Origin of the sequence: Achromobacter animicus, from assembly GCF_040775605.1 — a bacterium.
Lineage (GTDB): Bacteria > Pseudomonadota > Gammaproteobacteria > Burkholderiales > Burkholderiaceae_B > Achromobacter > Achromobacter animicus.
In genome coordinates this window covers 2,420,066-2,443,029 of the sequence record NZ_JAYGJK010000001.1, presented here as the reverse complement: position 1 = coordinate 2,443,029, position 22,964 = coordinate 2,420,066, and the positions used below count along the sequence as shown (strand labels likewise).

The following is a 22,964-nucleotide window of genomic DNA, read 5'->3' as shown; positions in this document are numbered from 1 at the left end:
AGATTACTTTTCCTGACGCGGATCGAGCGCGTCACGCAGCCCGTCACCCAGCAGATTGAAGCCCAGCACCACCAGGAAAATGGCCGATCCGGGGAAGATCGACATCCAGGGCGCCTGGGTCATGAAGTTCTTGGCCGTGTTCAGCATCGAGCCCCACGACGGCGTCGGCGGCTGCAGGCCCAGACCCAGGAAGGACAGGCTGGCCTCGGCGATGATGGCCGTGGCGATCGTGATGGTGGCCTGCACGATCAGCGGCGGCATCACGTTGGGGAACACGTGCCGGCCGATGATGCGCAGGTCGGACGCGCCCAGCGCGCGGGCGCTCTGCACGTAATCCTCGTTCTTGACCGCCAGCACCTGCCCCCGTGTCAGCCGGATGAACTTGGGCGCGGCGGACACCCCGATGGCGATCATCGCGTTGGTCAGGCTGGGTCCCAAAAAGGCGGCCAGCGCAATCGCCAGGATCAGGAAGGGAATGGCCAGGAGCGCCTCGGTGGCGCGCGAGATGAAGCTGTCCGTCCAGCCGCCGAAGTAGCCCGCGGCCAGGCCGAACGGCACGCCCACGATCAGCGCGATCAGCACCGACACCAGGCCCGCCATCAGCGAGGCGCGTGCGCCGTACACCATGCGGCTGTAGATGTCGCGGCCCAGCTCGTCCGTACCCAGCCAATGCGCCGCGGACGGCGCCTTGCGGATGGTGGTGAAGCTGGTCTGCAGGGGATCCTGACTGACGATGAACGGGGCCAGGATGGCCACCACTACGAAGAACAGCACGATGCCCAGGCCGAGCATCGCGATGCGGTTGCGTTTGAACTTGGCCCACGCGCGATTGCGGCTGCGGGGCGGCGTGACGGCTGCGGCCGTTGCAGGAATTGCGCTCATGAGTGCCTCAGGCGGGGATTGACCAGGATGTACAGGATGTCGGCCAGCAGGTTCATCAGGATGAAGCCCACCGCCACGCAGAGCACCACGCCCTGCACCACCGCGTAGTCGCGGGTGAACACCGCATCGACCACCAGCTTGCCGAAGCCCGGAATCGTGAAGACCTGCTCGGTCAGCACGGCGCCCGCAAGCAGTTCGCCGAACAGCAGCGTCACCAGCGTGACGATCGGCATCAGCGCATTGCGCAGCGCATGGCGCAGCACCACGCTGCGCGGCGACACGCCCTTGGCGCGGGCGGTGCGCACGTAATCCGCCGACAGCGCTTCCAGCATGGAAGACCGCGTATGCCGCATCAGATACGCCGCGATCGCCGTGGATAGCACCAGCGACGGCATCAGCATCGTCTTGATCGACAGCCAGAAGTCTTCAGACGGCGACACATAGCCCGAGGCCGGCAGCAGCTTCCATTGCACCGACACCACCATGATGAGGATGATGCCCAGCCAGAAGTTGGGAATGGACATGCCGGATAACGCCGCGATGTTGGCGCCCATTTCGACGGGCTTGCCTTTACGCACCGCGGCGATGATGCCCATGGGGATGCCCACCAGCAGCGCGAAGAACATCGCCATGGCCGCCAGTTGCAGCGTGACGGGCAGCTTTTGCGCGATCAGCGTCGTGACGGGCACGTCGGTGCGCAGGGACTTGCCCAGATCGCCTTGCAGCACCTGCCCGGCCCAGGCCGCGTACTGCAGCGGCAAGGGGTCGTTCAGGCGGTATTTGTCGCGCAGGTAGTCCAGGACGGCCGGGTCGCGCTCTTCGCCGGCCAGGGTCAGCACCGGATCGCCGGGCAGGATTTTCTGCAGCATGAACACGATCATCGACACCAGTATCAGTGTCGGGATCGCGACGATCACGCGGCGCAAGATGAGTTTAAGCATGTGGGAAACCGTAAGACAGGAACGACGGACGGCGCCGGCCGGACAGGGCCCGATGCGCGTCCGCCGCAAACGACAACCGGACGCGCAAGGCGCGTCCGGCGGGCGCGGCGGGCATTCGCCGCCCCAACATTACTTCTGCGCGAACGTCACGCCCTTGAGCCGGATCATACCGTCCGGATAGGGCGTGAAGCCCTGGACCTTCTTGCCCATCACGAAGGGCCACGGCTGGTAGTAGTTGTACACGCCGGGCAGTTCGTCCTGGATGATGGCCTGCGCCTGGTCGTAAATGGCCTTGCGCTTGGCTTCGTCCGGGACTGTGCGAGCCTGGTTCAGCAGCTTGTCGACTTCCGGATTGCAGTAGTGACCGTCGTTCAGTGCACCCTTGCAGGTAACGAAAGCGTGGATGTTGCCGTCGGGATCGACCCGGCCGGACCACCCCAGCATCACGATCTGGAAGTTGCCGCCCGAAGCTTCCTTTTGGAGCGCCGCGTATTCGGTCGGGCGCAGCGACAGGTCAAAGCCCGCCTCGGCAGCCATGGCCTGGACGATTTCGGCGATGGACGAGGTGGTGGTGTTGTTGCCAAACACCAGCTCGGCCTTCACGCGGTCCACGCCCGCCTGCTTGAGCAGGCTCTTGGCCTTGGCCACGTCGCGCTGGGTGACCGGGAACTTGTCGCTGTGATAGGGGCTGGCGGGCGGGAACGGCTGCTGCGCGGGTTCGAAGATGCCGCCGCCGGCCACTTCGTTGATGGCGTTGCGATCGATGGCGTACTGGAACGCCTGGCGCACCAGCTTGTTCTTGAACGGGTTGTCTTCGGCGCGCTTGCCGTTGCCCACGTTGAACATGAACTGCTGGAAGCCCAGGCCCGCGACCGGCGCGAACGTCAGGCTGGCGTCGTTCTTGACCTGCGGCGCGTCGGACGGATTCAGGCGTTCGAGCATGTCCAGGTCGCCGGCGCGCAGGTTGGACAGGCGCACGGTGGTGTCCGGGATGGGCAGGAAGGTCACGCGCTTGAACGCGTAGTCCTTGGCGCCGTAGTACTGGTCGAATTTTTCCAGGACGATGCGGTCGTTCTGGATGCGTTCGACGAATTTGTACGGGCCCGAGCAGATGGGCTTGCGGCCCACGGCGGCGACGTCGTCCGAGAAGGTCTTGGGCGACAGCATCATGCCGGCGCGGTCGGACAGTTGCGCGAGCAGCGTGGCGTCCGGTTCCTTCAGGGTCAGCACCAGCGTGGTGGCGTCGGGCGCGTCGACCTTGGCCACCGAGCGCAGTTCGCCCTTGCGCAGGCTGTCCGGCAGGCTCATGGCGCGGTCCAGGTTGGCCTTGGCCGCGGCCGCGTCGAACTTGGTGCCGTCGTGGAACAGCGCGTCGTCGCGCAGCTTGAAGGTCAGCACCTTGTTGTCGTCGCTGAACGACCACGAGGTGGCCAGTTGCGGCACGAAGTGCAGTTTGGGATCGATGTCCACCAGCTTGTCGCACAGCGACGTGAACACGATGCGGCCCACGTAGGTGCGGGCGCGGTGCGGGTCCAGGACATCGGGATCTTCCTGCAGGCCGATCCGGATGTTCTGGGCGCTGGCGGCGCCGGCGGCCAGCGCCAGCAGGCTGGCGCCGAAGGTCATGGTCAAGCGTTTCATTGTGTTTATTCCCCTTGTTGCTGCATTTGCCGGTATCAGGAACCGCTTTAGAAACCCACCGCCTGGCCGTCGCGACGGCTGTCACTGGCGGCGACGTAGCCCAGTTCGTTGTCGCTTTCGGCCATGCGCCAGATGAACTGGCCAGCGCCGAAGTCCATGTAGGGATCGTCAACGGATTTCAGAGCATGGCCCAGATCCTTCAGACCTGCAATCGTAGACGCCTTCATATTGGTCTCGATATCCAGCGTGAAGTCGCGGTTGACCTTCCAGCGCGGGGCGCAGCACGCGGCCTGCGGGTTCTGGTGGTAGTCGATCATGCGGACGACCGTCTGCATGTGGCCCTGGGGCTGCATGTCGCCGCCCATGACGCCAAAGCTCATGACCGGCTTGCCGCCGCGCGTGAGGAAGCCCGGGATGATGGTGTGGAACGGGCGCTTGCCGCCTTCGACCACGTTGGCCGACTTGGGATCCATCGAGAAACCCACGCCGCGGTTCTGCATGCTGATGCCGGTGCCCGGCACGACCACGCCCGATCCGAAGCCCATGTAGTTGGACTGGATGAACGAAATCATCATGCCGTTTTCGTCGGCGGCGGTCAGGTAGATGGTGCCGCCCGCGTGCGGACGGCCGGCTTCGAAATGGGTGGCCTGGTCCAGACGGATCAGCTTGGCGCGGCTGTCCAGGTAGGCGTCCGACAGCATCTGTTCGGGCGTGACCTGCATGGCGCGCGGGTCGGCCACGTACTTGTACAGGTCGGCGAAGGCCAGCTTCATGGCTTCGATCTGGATGTGCTGCGATTGCACCGAATCCACGGGGATATCGGCCATGTCAAAGCGTTCGACGATGCCCAGCGCGATCAGCGCGGCGATGCCCTGCCCGTTCGGCGGGATTTCGTGCAGCTCGTAGCCGCGATACGACTTGGAGATGGGCTTGACCCATTCCGGGCGGTAGCCGCGCAGGTCTTCCAGCGTCATTGCGCCGCCGCATTCCTTGCTGAAGGCGGCGATGCGCTCGGCCAGCTCGCCTTCGTAGAAGTCGCGGCCCTTGGATTCGGCGATGCGGCGCAGCGTGTTGGCGGCGTCGGGGAAACGGAAGTGCTCGCCGACCTTGGGCGCGCGGCCTTCGGGCAGGAAGGCCTGGGCGTAGCCGGGCTGCGACTTCAGTTCTTCGGCGGCGGCAGCCCACTTGTGCGCCACCACGGGCGGCACGGCGTAGCCGCGCTCGGCGATCTCGATGGCGGGTTCAAACAGCTGTTCGAACGGCAGCTTGCCCAGCTTTTCATGCAGCGCGGCCCAGCCGGCCACCACGCCGGGGACCGTGACCGAGTCCCAGCCCCGCCTGGGCTGGATGGCCAGGCCGTTGTCGCCGGTGCCGTATTTGCGCTTGAAGTATTCAGTGTTCCAGGCGGCGGGCGCGACGCCCGACGAGTTCAGGCCGTGCAGCTCCTTGCCGTCCCACACGATGGCAAAGCAGTCGCCGCCCAGGCCGCACGAGACCGGTTCGACCAGGACGATCGTGGCTGCGGCCGCGATGGCGGCGTCCACGGCGTTGCCGCCCTTGAGCAGCATGCGCAGCCCCGCCTGGGCCGCCAGCGGGTGCGACGTGGAGACCACGTTGCGGGCGAACAGCGGGATGCGAACGGAAGGATACGGGTTGGCCCAGTCGAAGGTTTTCATGTGGCGGGTCTCTTAACGGTTAAGCGGGCGAAGTTACTCTCGTGCTTTAATTAAATCAATTTGATTTTTTGTTCCGTCATAAAAGAATTTTTTATGAGTACGATCCGATTTCTGCGCACGTTCCTGGCGGTCGCGCACCACGGTTCCTTCTCTGAGGCCGCCGAGCAGGTCGCCCTGACGCAGGCGGCCGTGAGCTTTCAGATGCGGTCGCTTGAAGCCGAGCTGGGACGAGAACTTTTCGACCGCAGCGGGCGTCTGGCCATCCTGAACGCGGCCGGGCGCGAATTGCTGCCCGAGATCAAGCACTTGCTGGATTTATACGACAGACTCAGGCGTCCGAGCACCGCGCCCGGCGAATTGGCCGGATCGGTGTCGGTGGGCAGCATCGTGTCCTGCATGGGCACGCTGTCCAAGGTCATCTCGGGGCTGAAGAAGGCCCATCCCAAGCTGGACGTGCGCATTCTGTCGGGCAAGGCCAGCGAACTGGCGGGCAAGGTGGAGGACGGCGAGCTGGACGCCGCGTTCCTGGTGGAAGCCGGCCGCAAGATGGCCAGCACGCGCTGGACGCCGCTATATGAAGAGCAGATGGTGGTGATCGCGCCGCGTTCTGCAGCCGGCCGGGACGCACGCGAGGTGTTGGCGGGCAATCCGTTCCTGCGCTTTGACCGGACCCAGCGCACGGGGCTGCAGATCGACCGCCTGCTGCGGCGCATGGCGGTGCCGGTCAACGACTTCCTGGAACTGAACGCCATCGAGACGCTGGTGGAACTGGTGCGCCAGGAGGTCGGCGTGACGCTGCTGCCGCTGATCAACGGCGCGAACTGGCAGCACAGCCCCGAACTGCGGATTTTCTACCTGCCTGAGGACCTGGGGCCCCTGTCGCGCTCCATCGGGATGCTGGAACGCCGCGAGCATGCCCGCCAGGGCATCACGGCGGCGATCTGCGAAGCGTGCGCGCAGGCTTTCCGCGCACGCGAACCGCAAACCGCCGCGTGAGGCTTACTCGGCCATGGCCGGGTCGGTCACGGACGCCTTGCCCGTCTCGATGCGGCCGGCAAAGCGGCGCAGCCACGACGGATCCTCGGCCAATCGCACCGTGAAGTCGTACCAAGCATGGCTGCCGGCCAGCGCCCAGTGCTGCTCGACCTGCCCGCCCGCCGGGACCGTGAACGTCCAGCGTTCGTGGTTGGCGTAATAGGCGTTGGGTATCACCTCGAACGTGCACGTCGTCTTGCCGGCGTTGATGAAGCTGACGTAGACGTCGCCGTTGGCGATGTCGTAGCAGACGCGGATCTCGGCATCCTGCTGCGCCGTGCGGTCATGCGCCAGGTCGCCCGCGAAATGGCGGTGCCAGCCGTTGGGGCCCAACACCCACAGGTCGTACTTGCCGCCATCGGCGGCCGTGTCCCAGCTGCCTTCCAACTGCTTGTCAGGCTCCACCGTGTAGCGGCGCGGCAGGCGATCCAGGTGCAGGCGGTCGTAGACGTGGAACACCGCGGCCTGCTTTCCCGTGTTCGAGAACACCAGCCACATGTTGCCGGTGCCCGGCTGGCTGCGGCCGCTGGTGTGCAGTTCGTACGGCAAGGCGCGGGAGTTGCGCACGCCCTTTTCCTGGATGCCCTTGGCCTGCGTGGACGGATCCGGCAGCGGCACGGCCGTCAACGCCTGCTGGGCGGCGCGCTCCTGGTCTGCCTCCGAGCGGGTCAGGATGTCGAGGCCCGACAGTTTCTCGTCGTTGGGCGTCGCGAAGTTGAAAGCCGAGGTCAGGTCGCCCAGCACGGCGCGGCGCCACGGGCTGATGTTCTCTTCCTTGACGCCGAAGCGGGCTTCCAGAAAGCGCAGCACGGACGTGTGGTCGAACGCCTGGGAATTGACCCAGCCGCCACGGCTCCACGGCGACACGACGTACATCGGCACGCGCGGGCCGGGGCCGTAGACGCGATTGTCGGCGGCGTCCTGGGCGGACGCGTGCGTGTGGCGTTCCAGGTCGGTGTTGACCGTGGAAGCGCCGGCCATCGAGCCGTCGGCGTTCAGCGACGGCGCAGCGGGCGGCGGCACGTGGTCGAAGTAGCCGTCGTTCTCGTCAAAGTTGATGAGCAGAACGGTCTTGCTCCAGACGTCCGGATTGGCGGTCAGCGCGTCCAGCGTTTCCTGGATGTACCAGGCGCCCTGCACGGGGCTGGACGGGCCGGGGTGTTCTGAGTAATTGGCAGGCGCGACGATCCAGGAGACCTGCGGCAGCGTGCCGTTCAGGGCGTCATCGCGCAGGGCCTGCAGGAAGCCGCCGTCGGGCATGGTGTTGGCCGTGCCCTTGTAGAGCGGGTTGGCCGCGTCCATGCTGGGCGTCCAGGCCGGGTACGGCGCACCGTTGCTGCCGTTGCCGGCCAGTTCGTTTGCGCGGCGGTACTGCTGAAAACCGGCCAGGGGGTTGTCGCCGAAGTTTTCGGGCAGGTTCTGGTAGACCTTCCAGGTGACGCCGTTTTCCTGCAGGCGTTCGGGATACGTCTTCCAGGTCCAGCCGATGTTCGAGGCGCCCAGGCTGTCCCACTGGTTGCGGGTGGACGGGCCATTGCCCTGCGCCAGCGGGTCGTTGGTGCCGGTCCAGTGGAACAGGCGGTTGGTGTTGGTACCGCCGTGCGTCGAACAGTGGTAGGCATCGCACAGGGTGAAGGCGTCGGCCAGCGCAAACTGGAACTCCACTTCCTTTTCGCGGTAGTAGCCCATGGACTGGTTCTGCTTGTAGCGCGGCCATTGGTCCATGCGGCCGCCGTCCCAGGCCATCTGGGCGTCGACGTAGTCGTGGGGCGTGCCGGCCACGCGCTGGGCGTTGCCCTGGGTGCTGTCCAGGTGATACGGCATGACGACGCGCGTGCCGTTGGTCTGTTCCCAGACGGAGCGGTTCTGCGGCAGCGGAATGGTGATGCGGTCACCAAAGCCGCGCACGCCCTTGAACGTGCCGAAGTACATGTCGAACGAGCGGTTTTCCTGCATGAGGATGACCACGTGCTCGACGTCGTTGATGGTGCCGGTGCGGTTGTTGGCGGGGATGGCCAGCGCGCGGCGGATGGCGGGCGGGAACATCGACAGCGCGGTCAGCCCGGCAGTGGAGGCGGCGGCGTTGCGCAGGAACCGGCGCTTGCCGGCGTGGATCGTGTCTTTTTCGGACTTCACGGATGCTTTTCCTATGGGTCTACAAGAAGCGCGGCTCAGGGCGCGCAACGCAGTTCGGGCTTGGCGGGCGGCGGCGGCGCGGGCGTCTCGGGCTGGGTGGGAGTGCCCGGGTCGGTGGGGGTGCCGGCGTCGTCATCGTCGTCGCCGCCGCCGCAGGCGGCCAGGGTGGCGGTCAGCATCAGCACCGCGCCGGCGCGCAGGAAACCGCGCAAAATCATGGACTTGCTCATGGGGTATCTATCCTTGGGACATCAGGGAAACAGTTCGGAGACGGACTTGCCGGACAGGGCGAGGGATTTCACTTCTTCCTCGGTCAACGCGCGCGACCAGAAGGCGAGGTCGTCAAAAATCATGGTGTACGGGCCCTTGGTGCCGGCGCAGCAGATGCCGTAGGTGCCCTTGCCGTCTTCGTTCAGGCCGATATGCGGCCCGAAGATGCCGGCGATCTGGGTCAGGTCGACGCCCGGGTTGGCGGTGGACGTGACGTTGCGCACGAAACCCAGTTCGCTGTCGTAGCGGTAGGCGGTCATCGTGCGGGCCGTCTTGTCGATGGTCATGGCGATGTAGACGGGCTTGTTGGCCGTGAACTTGACGCCGTTGATGTCGGCGCGTTTGCCGCCGCCGGCGACGTTGAAGCGCAGCTCGGGGCCTGCCCATTGGGCGATGGTGATGCCGGGGTTGCCGCCGGAGTTGTAGTCTTTGTTGCCTACGATGGATCGGTCGTTGGCGGTGCCGTCGGACTGATACCAGAAGCCGATGGTGAAGGCCTGGACGCTGTCCATGAGGCCTGCGGGGTAGTCGAGCTTGAAGGCGCCCAGGGCCGCCGTGCCGCGTTCGTTCCGGAAGCTTTTGCCGTACACGCCGGGGTCGGCGTAGGCCGGGGCCTGCGCACCGTCGAACGGGGTGATTGCGCCGCCGCCCGCGGCCTTGTCGGTCACGTCGCCTTCGAAGGGGAAGAACATGGTCAGGCCGGTGCGCAGCGAGGCGAGCAGTGGGACCGGTTTGGCGTAGACGACCGAGGCGCGCGCTGCGCTGACGGCGCGGCCAGCGGAGACGCTGTACGCCAGCTCGTGCAGGCCTTCGGTGTCGAAGGTGAAGCCGGTGTCGACGTATTCGGTGGCGGTGCCGGGCAGGCGCGCGACTTCTTTGCCGTCGCGGCTGACGACGATGTCGCCGGCGGGTTCGCCGACGCGCACCCAGCTGACGGTGACGCTCTTGTTGTCCATGGCGGTGCGGGTGGCGACGCGGCGCAGCGCAAGCGGTTCGGAGAGCGCGGTGCCGGCCATGTCGTAGGCGTCCGCTTGGGGCAATGCAGCCAGGTGCGAGAGGACGGTGGGCGCGACGTCGGCGGCGCTGGGCAGCGCGTACCAATTGGTGTCCCAGACGCCGTCAAACGAAGCGTCATCGGCGCTGCCGCCGAGCAGGGACGGTTGATTGGCGGCTAGGAGGATGGTTTTGTTGGAGGAGAACGGCAGGCCGTCGCTGCCGCCGGTTTTGTCGAGGCCGTGGCTGGACGCGACGACCATGAGCCAGTTTTCGTTGGGATGGGCGGCGCGGCGGTCGGCCAGTTGCTTGGTCAGCACACCCAGGGCGGCGTCGGTCTGGCGAATGACGGCTTCGTAGGTGGTGCCGAAGCCGTCTTCGGCGGCGGCGCGTTCGGGCGCGGCGAATTGGGCGACGACGAGGTCGTAGCCTTCGGCGATGCGGTCGCGGGTTTGGGAGGCGACGCAGTCGTCTTGGCCGGCGCAGTCGGTCAGCGTCTGGACGTAGCCGGCGTCGCGGTCGGTGCTTAAGAGGCCGGCCAGCAGCGGCGAGTTGAAGGCGCCGGCGGTGCGCGCTTCTGGCTGCGCGGTCTTGATGCGTTGGAAGAGGCTGGGGGCTTTCATGCCCTGGCCTTGCGCGTTGGAGCGCACGCCGTGGACGTCGGCCCATTGCCCGGTCAGCAAGGTGGCCCAGCCGGGTGCGGTGAGCGTGGGTTGCTGGGTCACGGTGCCGGTGACGCCGCCGGTCCAGGCGCGAGTGACGGTCAGCTGGCTCAGGTTGGGGAGCGTGTTGTCGGCGGCGCCGCGGCGCAGCGCGTCGTAGGTGAGGCCGTCTACGCCGACGAACAGCACTTTGTCGATGCGCGCCTCGCCGGGCGTTGTCACGGGGGGCTGGGTCGGCGGTGGCGGAGCGACGGGCGCGTCATCATCATCATCGCCGCCGCCACAGCCGGCCAACGCGCTGGTCGCCAGCAACATGGCGCACCATCTTCTCCAATTCAATGTCTGCATTGCTTCTCTTCTCTTTTTCATGAAGGGGGTCTTACGCTGGGCGACATGGTGGCGATCGAACGTGAAAGACCCGTGAAGCAAAGGAGAGAAACGTTGATTGCTGAATCAGGATTCTTTTGCGTATGGGGCAATGCTGGGGGGCTTTTTGGATGGGTCGGTTGCTTGTTGGGCAAGGGAGGGGGGGGGGATTTTTGGCGGCCGGCGGCGCGGTGATGCTGGGTGTCTGACGCCGGTGAGGCGTCTGGGTCGGGGGGGCGTTGAGTTCTTGAGGCGTCCGGCACGGTGGCGGCCCGGGGCGCGCGGGGCCACGATTGCGGTCCGGAGCCTTCGCTCCGGACTTCCCCGTCGTCATCGTCGTTGTCGCCTTCGGCGCCTGCCTTCCGATTCCCTCGGGCTTATCGACGCCCCGCGCGCCCCGGGCCGCCACCGCACCGGACTCGAGCAGTTCAAGCTTGCCGGGCGGCGGGACGGTCAGCGTGCTTGGCGTTCTGTTGGAGATGTGCCCGGGTTAGAAGCGGCTTGCGGGGCCCGTCCACGTTCGGCCGCGCGGGCGGCCTCCGCGGACTTACACGGTGTCTTGCGTCGTGGCGATGACGCTTCGCGTGTGGCTCCATCTTCGCGGGTCCGGCAACGTCTTGGTGCCCGACCTCTCTCGGTGTCTGACACCCGCTGAGACATCGCGGCATACCGACGAGGCTCTCCCCTTGAGACGAGGTGTCTGACACCCGCTGAGACGTCGCGGCAAGCCAACGAGCATTTGCCGCGGGAGTCTCCCCAGGTGTCTGACACCGTCGTATTGCTACCGTCTGGTTGCTGCTATTGCATTGCTGTCATGAAACGCCGCTATAGTCGGCCGCGTCTTATTGCCCTTGCCTGAATGCCATGCCTTTGTCCTTGCGCCTGCCCCTGCCCTCCGCGCCAGCCGCGCTGCGCGTCCTCGCCGTGCTGGCCTTTGCCGCGGTGCTTGGGGTGTGGGCGTCGATCCTGCTTGCGCCGCAGCCCGGCCCCCTGCCCCCGGCCGTCTCCGCGGCTGCGCCGCGCGCGGCCGACAACACGCCGGTGGCGTTGTGGTTCGGCAAGGATGAGGCTATGCGTACGCAGATCACCGTGCTGGGCGTGATCGCGGCCGGCCCTGACGGCGCGGCGGTGTTGAGCGTGGACGGCGGACCGCCGCTGGCGTGGCGGGCCGGCGCGGAAGTGGCGCCGGGGATCGTGCTGCGCGACATTGCCGCGGATGCCGTGACGGTCGAACAGTCGGGCCGCGCAAGCCGTCTGGCGACGCCGGCGGCCAAGGATGCGCCGGGCGGGATCACGCGGGAGAAGTAGGCGCGGGATGGGGCCGCGACGCATGAGCCAATGACAGGCGGCAGGCTGGCAACGCTGCGCGTCCTGACGAACGATCTATGGAATCGGCGGTTCTTGAACCTGCATCTCGTGAACTAGCAGCCCGTGAATGTTCGGCTTGCGACTTAGCAGCTTGTGACTTAGCACCTTGTGACTTAGCAGCTTGTGACTCAGCAGCTCGTGAATCAGCATCTAGTAATTCAGCAGCTAGCGACAAAGCCGCGCAAGGACGAACGGGGCGATCTCCCGGCGTGCGCATTACTGTCATATTTCATGTCCACAATCCCGGGCTTCAACAGATAGACCGGAGTTGCAAAGTGCGTCAGTTACCGCGCGGGCTTGCCCGCCAGCAGGGCTTCACCCTCATCGAGATCATGGTGGTGATTGTGATCATGGGGATTCTGGCCGCGCTGGTGGTGCCGCGTGTGCTCGATCGCCCCGACCAGGCGCGCCAGGCCGCTGCCCGTCAGGACATCGGCGGCATCATGCAGGCGCTGAAGCTGTATCGCCTGGACAATGGCCGCTATCCCACTACTGCGCAGGGCCTGCGGGCGTTGGCGCAAAAGCCTGATGGCGTGGCCAACTGGCGCGGCTATCTGGACAAGCTGCCCAACGATCCGTGGGGCCACCCCTATCAATACCTGAGCCCCGGCGTCAAAGGCGACGTCGACGTCTTCTCGTTTGGCGCCGACAACAAGCCCGGCGGAGAAAGCGGCGATGCCGACATCGGTTCCTGGGACCTCTGAGCGCGGTTTCACGCTGGTCGAAGTTTTGGTAGTACTGGTGATCGTGGCCATTGCCGCGAGCATGGTGAGCCTGTCTGTCGGCCGGGGCGACAACCGCTTGCGGGCTGATGCCGAGCGTCTTGCCGATGCGTTTACGGTAGCGCAGAGCGAAGCGCGCAGCGACGGACGCAACATACGCTGGCTGGCGAACGGCCAGGGCTGGTCGTTCGAGCGCGCGGGCCGTTCGGCGGGCCCCACGGCGCAGGACGATATTCCCGTGCCTGTCGACCGATTGGAAAGCGATGAGGTGCTGCGGCCGCAGTCGTGGTCGGCCTCGCCGGTGCAATGGCGGTTGGATCCGGACCGCCCGCTGATCTTCAATACCGAATGGGTTGCCGCGCCGATGACGCTGACGCTGAGCGCGGCGGATGCGCACGTGACGCTGCAACGCGACGCTGCGGGGCGCTATGAGATTCGCTGAGATGGCTTCCGAGGTGGCCGCGGATGAAGTCGTCAATGAGGCTGTTGATGATGCTGTCGATGACACTTTCGGTCTGCCTGTTAATGAAGCGGTCGATGAAGCGGTCGTTGAAGCGGTCGATGAAGCCGTCGATGACGCCGTCGACAAAGCCAGCAATGCCGCCGCCGGTGACGCCCGCCACGGCAACGCCGGGGACTCTGCCCCAGGCGCCAGCGGCCAAGCTCACCCAAGCGTGGCGGGCGCCGCGTTTCGCCGTCCGCGCAACCGCGAGCGCGGTTTCACGCTGATCGAAGTGCTGGTCGCGCTGGCGATCATCGCCGTGGCGATGGGCGCGGCGCTGCGCGCCACCGGCGTGATGGCGGCGAACAACCGCGCGCTGCAGGACAAGACGCTGGCGTTGCTGGCCGCGCAGAACGCGCTGACGCAATTGCGACTGGAGCAGGCCTTGCCGCGCGCCGGCACGCAGATGGTGCCGTGTCCGCAAGGCGGGCTGGCGTTGCAATGCGAACTGGTGTTCACCAACTCCATGAACCGAAGCTTCCGGCAGGTGGCGGTGAAGGTCCACGACGCCGCGTCTTCGCGCGACGGGGCGATTCTGCTGCAGCTTGACGGACTGCTGTCCAGCCTGCGATGACGATGCGCCGTTCTCCGCAATCGCAGGCCGGCTTCACGCTGATCGAGGTGCTGGTCGCCTTGGCGCTGATGGCGCTGGTCAGCCTGATGGCCTGGCGCGGATTGGCCAGCGTGTCGGGCGCGCGCGATCTGATTGCCGCGCAGGCCGAGGATACGGATGCCATCGTGCGCACGTTGGGGCAGATGGCGCGGGACGTCGAGTTGTCGTACACGGGGCCGGCCTTTGATTCGCCGGGACTGGACGCGGTGGCGTTCACGACGGGCTTGCGCCTGCTCCCGCGCGCGGCGGGCGCGCAGACGCTGGAGATTCTGCGTCCCGATCCGGATGGCAACGGGTTGTGGCAGCGTATTCAATGGCAGGTGCGCCGCGACGGTTTGTGGCGGGTGGGCGGACCGTCCGTGCCGCGCAGTCCGTTGCCTGCGGCGAATGACGGCGTGCTATTGCTGCCGGGCGTGCGGTCGCTCGCGCTGCGCGCTTGGGTGCCGGGCGTGGGCTGGGCGGACGCCAACGCCTCGTTTGCCGCCGCGCCTAGCGGTCTGGAGATCGCGTTTGAACGCGGGGTGCCGGGCGACCTGCGGCGCTATACGCGCGTCCTGGAGCTGCCATGAGCCGGGTGGTCATTCATGGAACTGGCAGAGGTGGCGCGCGCGGCGCAAGGGGCGCAATCGGCGCAATCGGCGCAATCGGCGCATCTGGCGCATCTGACGCATCTGCTGCATCTGCTGCATCTGCTGCCTCTGCTGCATCTGCTGCATCTGCTGCATCTGCTGCATCTGCTGCATCTGCTGCATCTGCCGCATCCGGCGCAGCTGATGCATTTGGCGCACGCAACACACAAGATCCAGTCGCCGTGCGCTACACCCCCACCGCGCTCCGCCAACGCGGCGCGGCGGTCGTCAGCGCGCTCATCGTCGTCGCAATCGTGGCTGCGCTGACGACCAGCCTGTTTCAGCGGCAGACTGCCAGCACACGCCGCGTGGAAAATGAACTGGCGCGGGTGCAGGCGCGCGCGATGCTGGCGAGCGGGATCGACTGGGCGCGGCTGGTCGTGCGAGACCACGGCCGGCGCGAGCCCACCACCCGCGGCGACCAGATCTGGGCCACGCCGGTGCTGGACACCCGCATCGAACGTCCGGGCGACGATCGCGTGGCGGTGTTTTCGGGCGGTGTGCAGGACGAACAGGGTAAGTACAACCTCTACAACCTGGCGCGCAACGGCGTGCCGCAACCGGAGCAGGAAGAAATCCTGCGGCGTCTGCTGGGCATGCTGGAACTGCCCGATACGCTGGCCGCGCGGATCGTAGACATCGTCGCGTCGGCGCAGCCGCCCGCGCTGGCGGCGAACGCCTCGAACACCGGGCCTAACGCCGCCCCTAACGCCACCCCTAACGCCACCCCAGACACCGCCCCGAACACCGCAGCGCGGCCCGGCCCGCAGGCGCGCGCGCCGCTGCCGCGCGGGGTCGACGAAGTGGCCGCCCTGCTGGGGCTGGAGCCGCCGATGCGCAATGCGCTGCGGCGCACGATGACGCTGCTGCCTTCGGCCACCACGGTCAACGTCAACACCGCGCCCGCCGAGGTTATCGCGGCGCTGGTGCCGGGGCTGTCGCTGGCGCAGGCGCGCGCAATGGCGGGCGAGCGCGATCGCGGCAACTGGTTCAACAACACGGGCGATTTCGCCAATCGGCTGGCGGGCACGGGCGTGAAGACGCCCGCCCCGTCGGTCTCCACCAACAGCGGCTGGTTCCTGGCCAGCGGCACCGTGGTCTACGAACGGGCGCGCGTCTCCATGCAGGCGCTGATGCGCAGCGCCCCGCCGGCCGCGCCCGAAACCATCTGGACGAGAGAAACACCTTGAAGAACACCCTGCGCATCGCCCTGCCCGCGCTGGAGGAATTTGGCGCCGATTCGCCGCTGCCCTACGCGTGGTTCGACCGGCGCGGCCGCTGCGTGCGGCAAGGCGAGCTGGCGCTGCGCGCGCTCGGGAACGCCTGGCCGCAGGCCGTGTGCGAAGCCGTGCTGCACCCTGCCGACGTCATCGCCGCGACGGTACAGATCCCTGCGGTGACGCGCGCACATTTTGGCGCGGCCGTGCGCGGTGCGCTGGAACCGCTGGTGCTGAGCGATCTGGATAGTCTGGCGATCGGGTACGGCACACGTGCCACGGACGGCTCCGTGCCGCTGGCGTGGTCTCCACGCGAGCCGGTTCGGCGCGCGTGGAGCCTGCTGAGCCAGCAAGGGCTGCGCGTGCGCGCGCTGATCGCGCCGCAGACGCTGGCGCCGGCCACGGATGCGCCGTTGCGCGATCCCGCGGATCCGCGCTGGCACGCGCCCTCGCCCGCATGGTCGCTGGCGATGCCGCAGCTTGCCCCGGTCAGCGTGTCGCGCTGGCAGCCAGTGTGGCGCTGGGGCGCGCTGGCCGCGGTGGTGTGGATTGCAGGACTGAATATCTACGCGGCGCAGTTGCGCGGCGAGGCCGACGCCTTGCAGCGCGGCATGCACGATCAGGTGCTGGCGGCCTTTCCCAACGTGCCGGTCGTGCTGGACCCGGCGCGTCAGGCGCAGCAAGGGCTGGACGCGTTGCAGGCCAACCGCGGCGCCGCCAGCGCGGGCGACTTCCTGCCGCTGGCGCGCGCCGCCGCGCAGGCCCTGCCCTTTGCGGCCGACAAGGTCGCGCACCTGACCTACGCCGATCAGGCGCTGACGTTGCAGCTGGCGGACGCCGGTCCGCAGGCGCAACGCGTCGCCGAAACCCCCGCGCTGATCCAGCAGGCCGCCGCTTTGGGGCTGAAGCTGGAACGCGGCGACACCGACAACACCTGGCGCATCGTGCGCAGCCAACCATGAAACCGCTTTACCGACTTCAAACCGCGTGGCAGGCCGCGCGCAAACCCGTGGATCCGGCGCTCGCGCGCGCCCGCCAGCGCTATCAGGCGCTGGCCCCGCGCGAACGGCGCCTCGTCACCGGAGCCGCCTTGCTGCTTGGCGCGGCGATCGGCTTCGTCACCCTGATCGAACCCGCCCTGAACACGGTACGCAAGCTGCAGACGGAGCTGCCGGGACTACGCGCCCAGGCCGCCACCGTGGCCGACCTGACCGCGCAAGCCGCCGCCCTGCGCCAGCGCAGCGCCGCGCCCACGGGTGGGATGCCCAGCACGGCGGAATTGTCGGCCAGCCTGGAACGCGCCGGCCTGCCCGCGGGGCAATGGAAGCTGGCGGATGCGATAGGCGGTGGCGTGGAACTGTCGCTGGACCAGGCGCCGTCGTCGGCGCTGATGCGCTGGCTGGACGGTGCGGGACGCGACTGGGGGCTGGCCATCTCCAAGGTGGACCTGTCACGCGCCGCGAACGCCAATGGACGTCCGCTGCCGGGCCTGGTCAACGGCAAGGTCGTGCTGCTGCCGCCGCAGGCGGCGGGGAGCCGGTGATGGTCGTAAAGATTCTCTTGGACCGCGCGGCAGGCCCGCAGAGGGTTGGCACGATGTGCGCTGCAATCGGGAGCTACTCATGCCTGTGAAGCTTCCCTCTCGCCGCGTCGCAGGACTGTGGTTCGCCGGCGTCCTATGCGCCGCCGCCGCAGGCGCCGCTGTGCTGCCCGCGCGCTGGGTGTTGACGCTGTTGCCGGACGACGCGCCGGTCACACTGGCCGACGCCAGCGGAACGCTGTGGCGCGGCAGTGCCTGGGTCGCACTGGGCGCCCAAGGGGCGCGCCGCGTGCTGCCGCAACCGGTGCAGTGGCAATGGCGCTGGGACACGCTGGCGCTCGACATCTCGCATCCCTGGCTGCAGGGCACCTTACGCGCGCGCCCCGGGTGGAACGGCCTGGCGCTGCCTGCGTCGTCCCTGCGCGTGCCCGCGACGGTCCTGCCCGCGCTCGGCGCGCCTTGGAATACGTTGTCGCCGCAAGGCATGCTGGAAATCAGCTGGCAGCCCCTGCGCCTGGGCGCCCCGCTCCCGCCCGGCCCGGCCGTCGATTTGCGCTGGCGCAATGCCGCGACTGCGCTCTCGCCCATCACGCCGGTGGGCACCTACTTGTTGCGGGCACAAGGCGGAAAGAGCGGCGCCACGCTGGTATTGAGCACAGAAAGCGGCCTGCTCGACGTGAAGGGCCAGGGCGGCACCGGCCCCCGCGGTTTGAACTTTCAGGGTGAGGTCACGTTCGCTCGATCGGCCAGCGAAGCCGACCGCGCCGCGCTGGACGGCCTGATGTCGACACTGGGCCGCCGCTCGGGCGACACAGTGACGTTCAGCGTGGGGAAATCGGCGCGATAAGTGTCGAAGTTCACTTGAGGTGGAAGCCCGACGCCTTGGAAGTCAACGACTTAGTGATGTTTGGTTCATTTACTCTGTCCGCAATGGTTCATTGAATTTGGCATTCTTCCCCAGAAAGTTCATTGAACTGGGTAGCTGATCGAGTCCATCACATCACGATGCTCTCCAATCCCAGCCCCCTCGCGCACCCTAAAACGGCGGTGAGCCAGACCTGGGCGACCAATGACCACTACCGGCCAGGAGCGGTCATAATGCAACGTCAATTCCAGCAGCTAGGTGCTTAGTAGCATGGCTGACTTACGCGAGCGGTGCTACTCAGCCGGGACTCATCTGCGTAAGGGGGGATGGCATGGATCCGATTGCTGACCGCTACTTGAGGTTTGCAAAGATCGAGGCGGCGGGTCGCTCGCCGTTGTATGAAAAATGGGCATTGCATGTCGCGAATTCGTTTGACGCACTGGCGTTTTTACAGAGTCTGCCTGTAGATAAGCAGCAACCAAACCTGCTGTTTGCAGCGTTCCGGCATACCGTAGGTGCGCCTACCTCGACTGCGGAATTCGATGCAGGCTTGGCCCAACATGGCGACGCCATCCGGGCCCTCATGTTGGCGCGTTCCACGCAGACCAACGAACCAGGGCGCTGTGCGGTATTGCTGCCTGCTCTCGCTTCGATCGCGGGCAAGATAGCGCTCATCGAGGTGGGGGCCTCCGCAGGGCTGTGCCTGCTGATGGACAAATACGGCTACGACTGGGGTTCCCAACGCCTGGTTCCGTGTCGAGACGATTCGGACTATCCGGTATTCTCTTGTGAGGTCACCGGCGCGGGTCCGCTCCCCCACACCTATCCTGAAGTCGTGTGGAGGGCTGGACTGGATTTGAGCCCAATCGACTCGCACGCCTTCAGTCGGCGCTGCGGATCTGCGGACGCGAGCCGCCTCAGATCGTCCGGGGCGATCTGCTGCGGGATCTTGCTTCCTTAATCGAAAAGGCTCCGGCGGAAGCGACCGTGGTTGTGTATCACTCCGCTGTTCTGAACTACGTTATGGACCAGGCACTGCGCAATGAATTTGCACGCAGCATGTTGGCCTCGCGTTGCGTCTGGATCAGCAATGAAAGTCCTTTGGTATTTCCGCAGTTCTTGCCCGCGGCCACGCCGCAACCGTCCGGGATGTTCCTGTTATGTACCAATGGCCATGCGTCGGCCTGGACGGATCCGCATGGTGGCGCGTTGCAATGGCTGTGATCCAACGCTTTCTTTGCCAACCGCCATCGGAATCTTCGAAATGTAGAGACGAGAGACCACTTTGGGTCGAAAGCTGCCGGATCACACCGATGGCCGTCCTTGCGGATTCGAACGCGCGGCCCCGCCGTGCGTCCAAAGCAATGGCCGCCTAGTGCGGCCTCTTGCTTTGGCGGATGTTGCGGGGTCAGTGAACGTCGGCAGCCCCTCATCGCCCACCACGAAAGACCGCTCCCCAGCAACGAACGGAACCTTACATGACCGATGCCACAAGGGAGGTCTGGCATCGAAGCTGTCGTATTGCGGCGGCAATGAGTTTCGCCACTTGTCCATTCACCTTGCCCGCCGGCTTGTGCCGGGAAGTCAGGAAGTCAGGGGGCTGGCTACTTCGCCAGCGTCCCCATCGCCTGCCGCACAAACGCCAGCGTCGCGTCGTCCGCCCATGTGCCAGCGGTCAAGTCGGGCTCTGTCATCAGTGCCTGCCGGAACTTGGCGTGGGTGGCCGGGTTCTTGCCCGCATACGAACTGAACAGTTCCAACCACTGCCGCGCCAGCGCCCGCCCAGCTTCCGAGTCGGGCGCCGCGCCCGCATCAATAGCGTTCCGGACCTCTGCGATTAACGGTGGCCATTCCGAAATCCTGTCGCAGTAATGCTCGCGCATGAACCGTGCTTCGTCCGGCGTCAGATATTTTTCGTAGATAAGCAGCTTGCTTTCCGAGAAGGCGCGCAGCACATAATCGCGCATGGCTTTGGAAATGCCGACGTGCGTCTGCATGTCGGGCTCCTGATCGTGCATTTGGTTCAGCTTCACCAACAAGCGCGGATCGCCGTTGGTATCGCGCAGCAGCAGTTCCATCCAGCGATGGGCAAGTTGGCGAGGTTTAGCCTCCTCGGGCGCCACGCCCTGCTCCATTAGCTGCTCCACTTCGTGGACCAATGCAAGCCAGTCCGGGTCGCCGTCCGGCCCACGGGTGTACAGGGGCAAACGCGCCAGTTCTTCTCGCGAAAAATATTTATCATACATAGTCATCATCTCCAAAGCTTTCAGCCAATCGGCCAGCTCAGGCTCCGTGCCGTCCGCCAGCTGCTCGTGCAGTTGCGCCAAGCGTTCGCGCAGGTGCGCGGCCTGCTGTAGCTGGCGGTCCAGCATGGCAAGCTGCCGGGAGATCACGTCCGCCAAGCGCGCGCCGGGCTGGTCCAGGTAAGCGCCAATTTCCGCCAACGCCAATCCGAAACGACTCAATGCCTGGATCTGATGCAGCCGGGCAATCTCGTCGCGACCGTACAGGCGATAGCCGTTTTCGGCGCGCGCTGAAGGCGTCAACAAACCAATCGCGTGGTAGTGGTGAAGCGTGCGGACGGTCAGCCCGGTACGCTTTGCCAGTTCTCCTACGGTCAGTTGCATGTTTCCTCCTTCGAATACGCAGGCCAAACTTTGGGCCATCACGTTACGTGAGGGTCAAGCGGTGCTGCAAGTCCTGTGGGCGGTCAGGGTTTAATTGGATGTCGGCCGCCGCAGCAGGCCGGAGGTGGCGCACGGAGGTCGACCGCGCAACGGTACCGGGCTATGTCACGGCCGCCCGACCGTTTCGGGTCGCTATCGGCCGGTCGCTGAGGGCAGTTCGCGGCCATGAGCGGTACTACTCGGCGGTTTCAGAATGGTGATCAGAGGCGATTCGTATGGCCTACCCCTTGTCCTCCATGAGTCAGAGCAGGCAGCTAAAATACTACGACCCACGGTTTGCGGGCCAACAGTTGGCTCTTAAGTTCCACGCGAACATAGGTCCGAAAAATGGCACGACATACGCACCATCCACTGGCTGCTCGGCCCCACGAGCCCGCGCCAGCTCATCTGGCGGAAATGCTTGATAGCCTTAGCGACGGATTCATGTCGATAGACAAGTCTTGGCGCTTCACGTACCTCAACGGTACCGCCGAGAGGTATTTGCAGCAGGAGCGTCACAACCTTCTAGGACGCAACATCTGGCAGTGCTATCCGGACTTGGTGAACTCCGGCTATTACCGCATCTACCGGCAAACAGCGGCGACAGGACGTCCCGGCTGTCACACCGGCTACTACCCCCCGCTTCGCACTTGGTTCGAAGCGCGCTCGTTTCGTCACGACGAGGGCATTACGGTACTTTTTCGCGACGTCACCCGAGAACACGAGCACGCCGCCCAGTTAGAGTTTGAAGCGAGTCACGATTATCTGACCGGGTTGGCGAATCGACGCAGTTGCATGGAAGCACTGTCTCGCGCAGTAGCTGGCGCTGCCGTGCCAAGCACGACGACTGGGGTCTCTGTCGCGGTGCTTTTTATCGACTTGGACCACCTAAAGGAAGTCAATGACGCATTCGGCCATGCTGCTGGTGACGAACTCCTGCGTGATTTTTCGATAAGGCTCACCGCAAGCCTCGGACCTGCCTTTTTTGTTGCGCGCGTAGGGGGTGACGAGTTTGTTCTACTGTTGCGCAAGACCACGAAACGCGCGGCCGAAGCGTGCGCATTTTCGGTGCTCAACGCGCTGGCAATGCCGTTCGAAGTAGGCGGTCGAGCGATCCCTCTGTCGGCTAGCATTGGTATCGCGCTCATGGGAGAAGAGCCGGCAACCGCCGAGACATTGCTGAGTCAGGCCGATACGGCCATGTATGCAGCCAAGTCGGCTGGCGGGCTTCAGGTCCGCACGTATGACGTGATATTGGACAGGGGCGTGCGCAACCGTGTCGCATTACGCTCCGATCTCCGTACGGCATTTTCGGAAAACCAGTTCGAGCTTCATTTTCAGCCTCAGATATCACTCGCCGATGCCTCCCTGGTCGGCGCCGAGGCGCTTCTTCGCTGGCGTCATCCGGACAGGGGCTTGCTGACGCCTGACGCATTCCTGACTTTGCTGCTTGAATCTCCATATGAAGACGTACTTGTGGAATGGCTGCTTAATGCGGTTTGCATGCATATCGCCGCATGGCAACGAATGGGCGTCACCGCACCGCGAATCAGCCTGAACCTTTCTGCTCGACAACTACTCGATATCGGGCTAGCAGATCGAATTCAAAATGTCGTCAGTAAACATGGCATCTCCGCCGCCCTGCTCGATGTAGAAATCACGGAGGATTGCCTGGTAAGCGATATTGAAATGGCGACTTCAGTCCTTTCCGCACTGAAAAAGGCCGGGGTATCCGCGTCGCTCGACGACTTCGGTGCGGGATACTCAAGTTTGAGCTATCTGGTCCGACTGCCTGTGGACACGCTCAAGATCGATAAATCCTTTGTCTCGGGGCTGGCGGCGTCGGAAAAGGCGTCGGCGGTAATTCGAGGCATCGTCGCTCTTGCTCGGTCGCTGGGCATGAAAACGGTCGCCGAAGGAGTCGAGCACCAACATCAAGCCGATGAGCTGAAGGATGTCGGCTGCGATTCCATCCAGGGTTATCTGGTTAGCCGTCCATTGGACTCAGATGCCTTTGCAGAATTCATGCGACGGGCTTGATGCACAGGACGCGCGCTGACGCTATGGCGGAGTCGATACAGTCAACGCCCGCAAAACCCATCAATCCCACCAAAGGCATCTTCAGCCTTCCATCGGTCGGCTCACGGTCCGCTTTGGGTCGCAAGCTGTCGGCCGCTCAACCGACATTCCGCCCACTTACAGGCCAAGTTCGGTGAACCAAATCTCAAGTTGGATGAACT

Annotated in this window: 20 protein-coding genes and 1 pseudogene; 13 read left to right on the top strand and 8 right to left on the bottom strand. The window is 65.5% G+C overall.

Translation table 11 applies throughout. The features are described 5' to 3' along the window. Positions 1-3 precede the first annotated feature (3 nt). From AB3147_RS10990 to ggt, 4 genes are all read right to left on the bottom strand, one after another. Positions 4-882 carry an ABC transporter permease gene (locus tag AB3147_RS10990; RefSeq protein ID WP_175138943.1) on the bottom strand — a complete coding sequence of 293 codons (879 nt, stop codon included), beginning with the start codon at positions 880-882 and terminating at the stop codon, positions 4-6. Continuing rightward, positions 879-1,823 carry an ABC transporter permease gene (locus tag AB3147_RS10985; protein ID WP_367351944.1) on the bottom strand — a complete coding sequence of 315 codons (945 nt, stop codon included), beginning with the start codon at positions 1,821-1,823 and terminating at the stop codon, positions 879-881. The genes AB3147_RS10990 and AB3147_RS10985 overlap by 4 nt, the downstream gene beginning before the upstream one ends. A gap of 129 nt (positions 1,824-1,952) precedes the next feature. Further along, positions 1,953-3,464: an ABC transporter substrate-binding protein gene (locus tag AB3147_RS10980; protein ID WP_175126130.1), complete on the bottom strand. Its 1,512-nt coding sequence runs from the start codon at positions 3,462-3,464 to the stop codon at positions 1,953-1,955. Positions 3,465-3,511: 47 nt separating this feature from the next. Beyond that, the gene (ggt, locus tag AB3147_RS10975) at positions 3,512-5,140 is read right to left on the bottom strand and encodes a gamma-glutamyltransferase (protein ID WP_367351943.1); all 1,629 of its coding nucleotides are present in this window, start codon (positions 5,138-5,140) and stop codon (positions 3,512-3,514) included. A gap of 93 nt (positions 5,141-5,233) precedes the next feature. Between ggt and AB3147_RS10970 the strand changes: the two genes are divergently transcribed. Continuing rightward, on the top strand, positions 5,234-6,136 hold the full coding sequence (locus AB3147_RS10970) for a LysR substrate-binding domain-containing protein (RefSeq protein WP_367351942.1): 903 nt from the start codon (positions 5,234-5,236) through the stop codon (positions 6,134-6,136). Positions 6,137-6,139: 3 nt separating this feature from the next. On the opposite strand, the gene AB3147_RS10965 is transcribed toward AB3147_RS10970, so the two are convergent. From AB3147_RS10965 to AB3147_RS10955, 3 genes are read right to left on the bottom strand one after another with little or no spacing between them, the layout of a single operon-like run. After that, positions 6,140-8,311: a phosphocholine-specific phospholipase C gene (locus tag AB3147_RS10965; RefSeq protein ID WP_367351941.1), complete on the bottom strand. Its 2,172-nt coding sequence runs from the start codon at positions 8,309-8,311 to the stop codon at positions 6,140-6,142. Between the two features lie 35 nt (positions 8,312-8,346). Beyond that, entirely contained in the window at positions 8,347-8,541 is a 195-nt protein-coding gene (locus tag AB3147_RS10960) for a hypothetical protein (protein WP_175126126.1), read from the bottom strand. 21 nt (positions 8,542-8,562) lie between these two features. Then, the gene (locus AB3147_RS10955) at positions 8,563-10,551 is read right to left on the bottom strand and encodes an alkaline phosphatase family protein (RefSeq protein WP_367351940.1); all 1,989 of its coding nucleotides are present in this window, start codon (positions 10,549-10,551) and stop codon (positions 8,563-8,565) included. Positions 10,552-11,466: 915 nt separating this feature from the next. On the opposite strand from AB3147_RS10955, the gene AB3147_RS10950 reads away from it, so the two are divergent. The 11 genes and pseudogenes from AB3147_RS10950 (at position 11,467) to AB3147_RS10900 (ending at position 19,282) form a co-directional block, all read left to right on the top strand. Further along, complete coding sequence (locus AB3147_RS10950) at positions 11,467-11,910, top strand: hypothetical protein (RefSeq protein WP_367351939.1); 444 nt, start codon at positions 11,467-11,469, stop codon at positions 11,908-11,910. Between the two features lie 335 nt (positions 11,911-12,245). Next, a complete protein-coding gene (gene gspG, locus AB3147_RS10945) occupies positions 12,246-12,674 on the top strand; it encodes a type II secretion system major pseudopilin GspG (RefSeq protein ID WP_175126123.1) in 429 nt (142 codons plus the stop codon). After that, positions 12,646-13,134 (top strand): type II secretion system minor pseudopilin GspH, encoded by a 489-nt coding sequence (gspH, locus tag AB3147_RS10940; RefSeq protein ID WP_367351938.1) that lies wholly within the window; start codon positions 12,646-12,648, stop codon positions 13,132-13,134. Before gspG ends, gspH begins: the two co-directional genes overlap by 29 nt. Before the next feature lie 232 nt (positions 13,135-13,366). Further along, positions 13,367-13,768, top strand: coding sequence for a type II secretion system minor pseudopilin GspI (gene gspI / locus AB3147_RS10935; RefSeq protein ID WP_367353533.1), 402 nt, complete (start codon positions 13,367-13,369; stop codon positions 13,766-13,768). Positions 13,769-13,770: 2 nt separating this feature from the next. Then, positions 13,771-14,376 carry a prepilin-type N-terminal cleavage/methylation domain-containing protein gene (locus AB3147_RS10930; protein ID WP_438861020.1) on the top strand — a complete coding sequence of 202 codons (606 nt, stop codon included), beginning with the start codon at positions 13,771-13,773 and terminating at the stop codon, positions 14,374-14,376. Positions 14,377-14,391: 15 nt separating this feature from the next. After that, positions 14,392-14,703 (top strand): hypothetical protein, encoded by a 312-nt coding sequence (locus AB3147_RS10925; RefSeq protein WP_367351936.1) that lies wholly within the window; start codon positions 14,392-14,394, stop codon positions 14,701-14,703. Next, complete coding sequence (gene gspK, locus AB3147_RS10920) at positions 14,619-15,626, top strand: type II secretion system minor pseudopilin GspK (RefSeq protein WP_367351935.1); 1,008 nt, start codon at positions 14,619-14,621, stop codon at positions 15,624-15,626. The genes AB3147_RS10925 and gspK overlap by 85 nt, the downstream gene beginning before the upstream one ends. Beyond that, positions 15,623-16,615, top strand: a complete 993-nt coding sequence (gene gspL, locus AB3147_RS10915; RefSeq protein ID WP_367351934.1) for a type II secretion system protein GspL — start codon at positions 15,623-15,625, stop codon at positions 16,613-16,615. Before gspK ends, gspL begins: the two co-directional genes overlap by 4 nt. Further along, complete coding sequence (gene gspM / locus AB3147_RS10910; protein ID WP_367351933.1) at positions 16,612-17,196, top strand: type II secretion system protein GspM; 585 nt, start codon at positions 16,612-16,614, stop codon at positions 17,194-17,196. Before gspL ends, gspM begins: the two co-directional genes overlap by 4 nt. Positions 17,197-17,275: 79 nt before the next feature. Then, positions 17,276-18,040, top strand: a complete 765-nt coding sequence (gspN, locus tag AB3147_RS10905; protein ID WP_367351932.1) for a type II secretion system protein N — start codon at positions 17,276-17,278, stop codon at positions 18,038-18,040. 349 nt (positions 18,041-18,389) lie between these two features. After that, positions 18,390-19,282 (top strand): annotated as a pseudogene (locus tag AB3147_RS10900) (DUF2332 family protein). Positions 19,283-19,662: 380 nt separating this feature from the next. On the opposite strand, the gene AB3147_RS10895 reads toward AB3147_RS10900, so the two are convergent. Next, positions 19,663-20,685 (bottom strand): MerR family transcriptional regulator, encoded by a 1,023-nt coding sequence (locus AB3147_RS10895; RefSeq protein WP_367351931.1) that lies wholly within the window; start codon positions 20,683-20,685, stop codon positions 19,663-19,665. A 387-nt stretch (positions 20,686-21,072) separates the two neighbouring features. On the opposite strand from AB3147_RS10895, the gene AB3147_RS10890 reads away from it, so the two are divergent. Beyond that, complete coding sequence (locus AB3147_RS10890) at positions 21,073-22,764, top strand: EAL domain-containing protein (RefSeq protein WP_438860971.1); 1,692 nt, start codon at positions 21,073-21,075, stop codon at positions 22,762-22,764. Positions 22,765-22,964: the final 200 nt, after the last annotated feature.

Excerpts from the sequence above, each read along its gene's own strand:
- AB3147_RS10950 (WP_367351939.1), top strand. The coding sequence starts at position 11,467 with ATGCCTTTGTCCTTGCGCCTGCCCCTGCCCTCCGCGCCAGCCGCGCTG.
- ggt (WP_367351943.1), bottom strand. The coding sequence starts at position 5,140 with ATGAAAACCTTCGACTGGGCCAACCCGTATCCTTCCGTTCGCATCCCG.
- AB3147_RS10895 (WP_367351931.1), bottom strand. The coding sequence starts at position 20,685 with ATGCAACTGACCGTAGGAGAACTGGCAAAGCGTACCGGGCTGACCGTC.
- gspN (WP_367351932.1), top strand. The coding sequence starts at position 17,276 with ATGCCTGTGAAGCTTCCCTCTCGCCGCGTCGCAGGACTGTGGTTCGCC.
- AB3147_RS10985 (WP_367351944.1), bottom strand. The coding sequence starts at position 1,823 with ATGCTTAAACTCATCTTGCGCCGCGTGATCGTCGCGATCCCGACACTG.
- AB3147_RS10960 (WP_175126126.1), bottom strand. The coding sequence starts at position 8,541 with ATGAGCAAGTCCATGATTTTGCGCGGTTTCCTGCGCGCCGGCGCGGTG.
- AB3147_RS10970 (WP_367351942.1), top strand. The coding sequence starts at position 5,234 with ATGAGTACGATCCGATTTCTGCGCACGTTCCTGGCGGTCGCGCACCAC.
- gspH (WP_367351938.1), top strand. The coding sequence starts at position 12,646 with ATGCCGACATCGGTTCCTGGGACCTCTGAGCGCGGTTTCACGCTGGTC.
- AB3147_RS10890 (WP_438860971.1), top strand. The coding sequence starts at position 21,073 with ATGGCACGACATACGCACCATCCACTGGCTGCTCGGCCCCACGAGCCC.
- AB3147_RS10980 (WP_175126130.1), bottom strand. The coding sequence starts at position 3,464 with ATGAAACGCTTGACCATGACCTTCGGCGCCAGCCTGCTGGCGCTGGCC.
- AB3147_RS10955 (WP_367351940.1), bottom strand. The coding sequence starts at position 10,551 with ATGTTGCTGGCGACCAGCGCGTTGGCCGGCTGTGGCGGCGGCGATGAT.
- AB3147_RS10925 (WP_367351936.1), top strand. The coding sequence starts at position 14,392 with ATGGAACTGGCAGAGGTGGCGCGCGCGGCGCAAGGGGCGCAATCGGCG.
- AB3147_RS10990 (WP_175138943.1), bottom strand. The coding sequence starts at position 882 with ATGAGCGCAATTCCTGCAACGGCCGCAGCCGTCACGCCGCCCCGCAGC.
- AB3147_RS10930 (WP_438861020.1), top strand. The coding sequence starts at position 13,771 with ATGCGCCGTTCTCCGCAATCGCAGGCCGGCTTCACGCTGATCGAGGTG.
- gspM (WP_367351933.1), top strand. The coding sequence starts at position 16,612 with ATGAAACCGCTTTACCGACTTCAAACCGCGTGGCAGGCCGCGCGCAAA.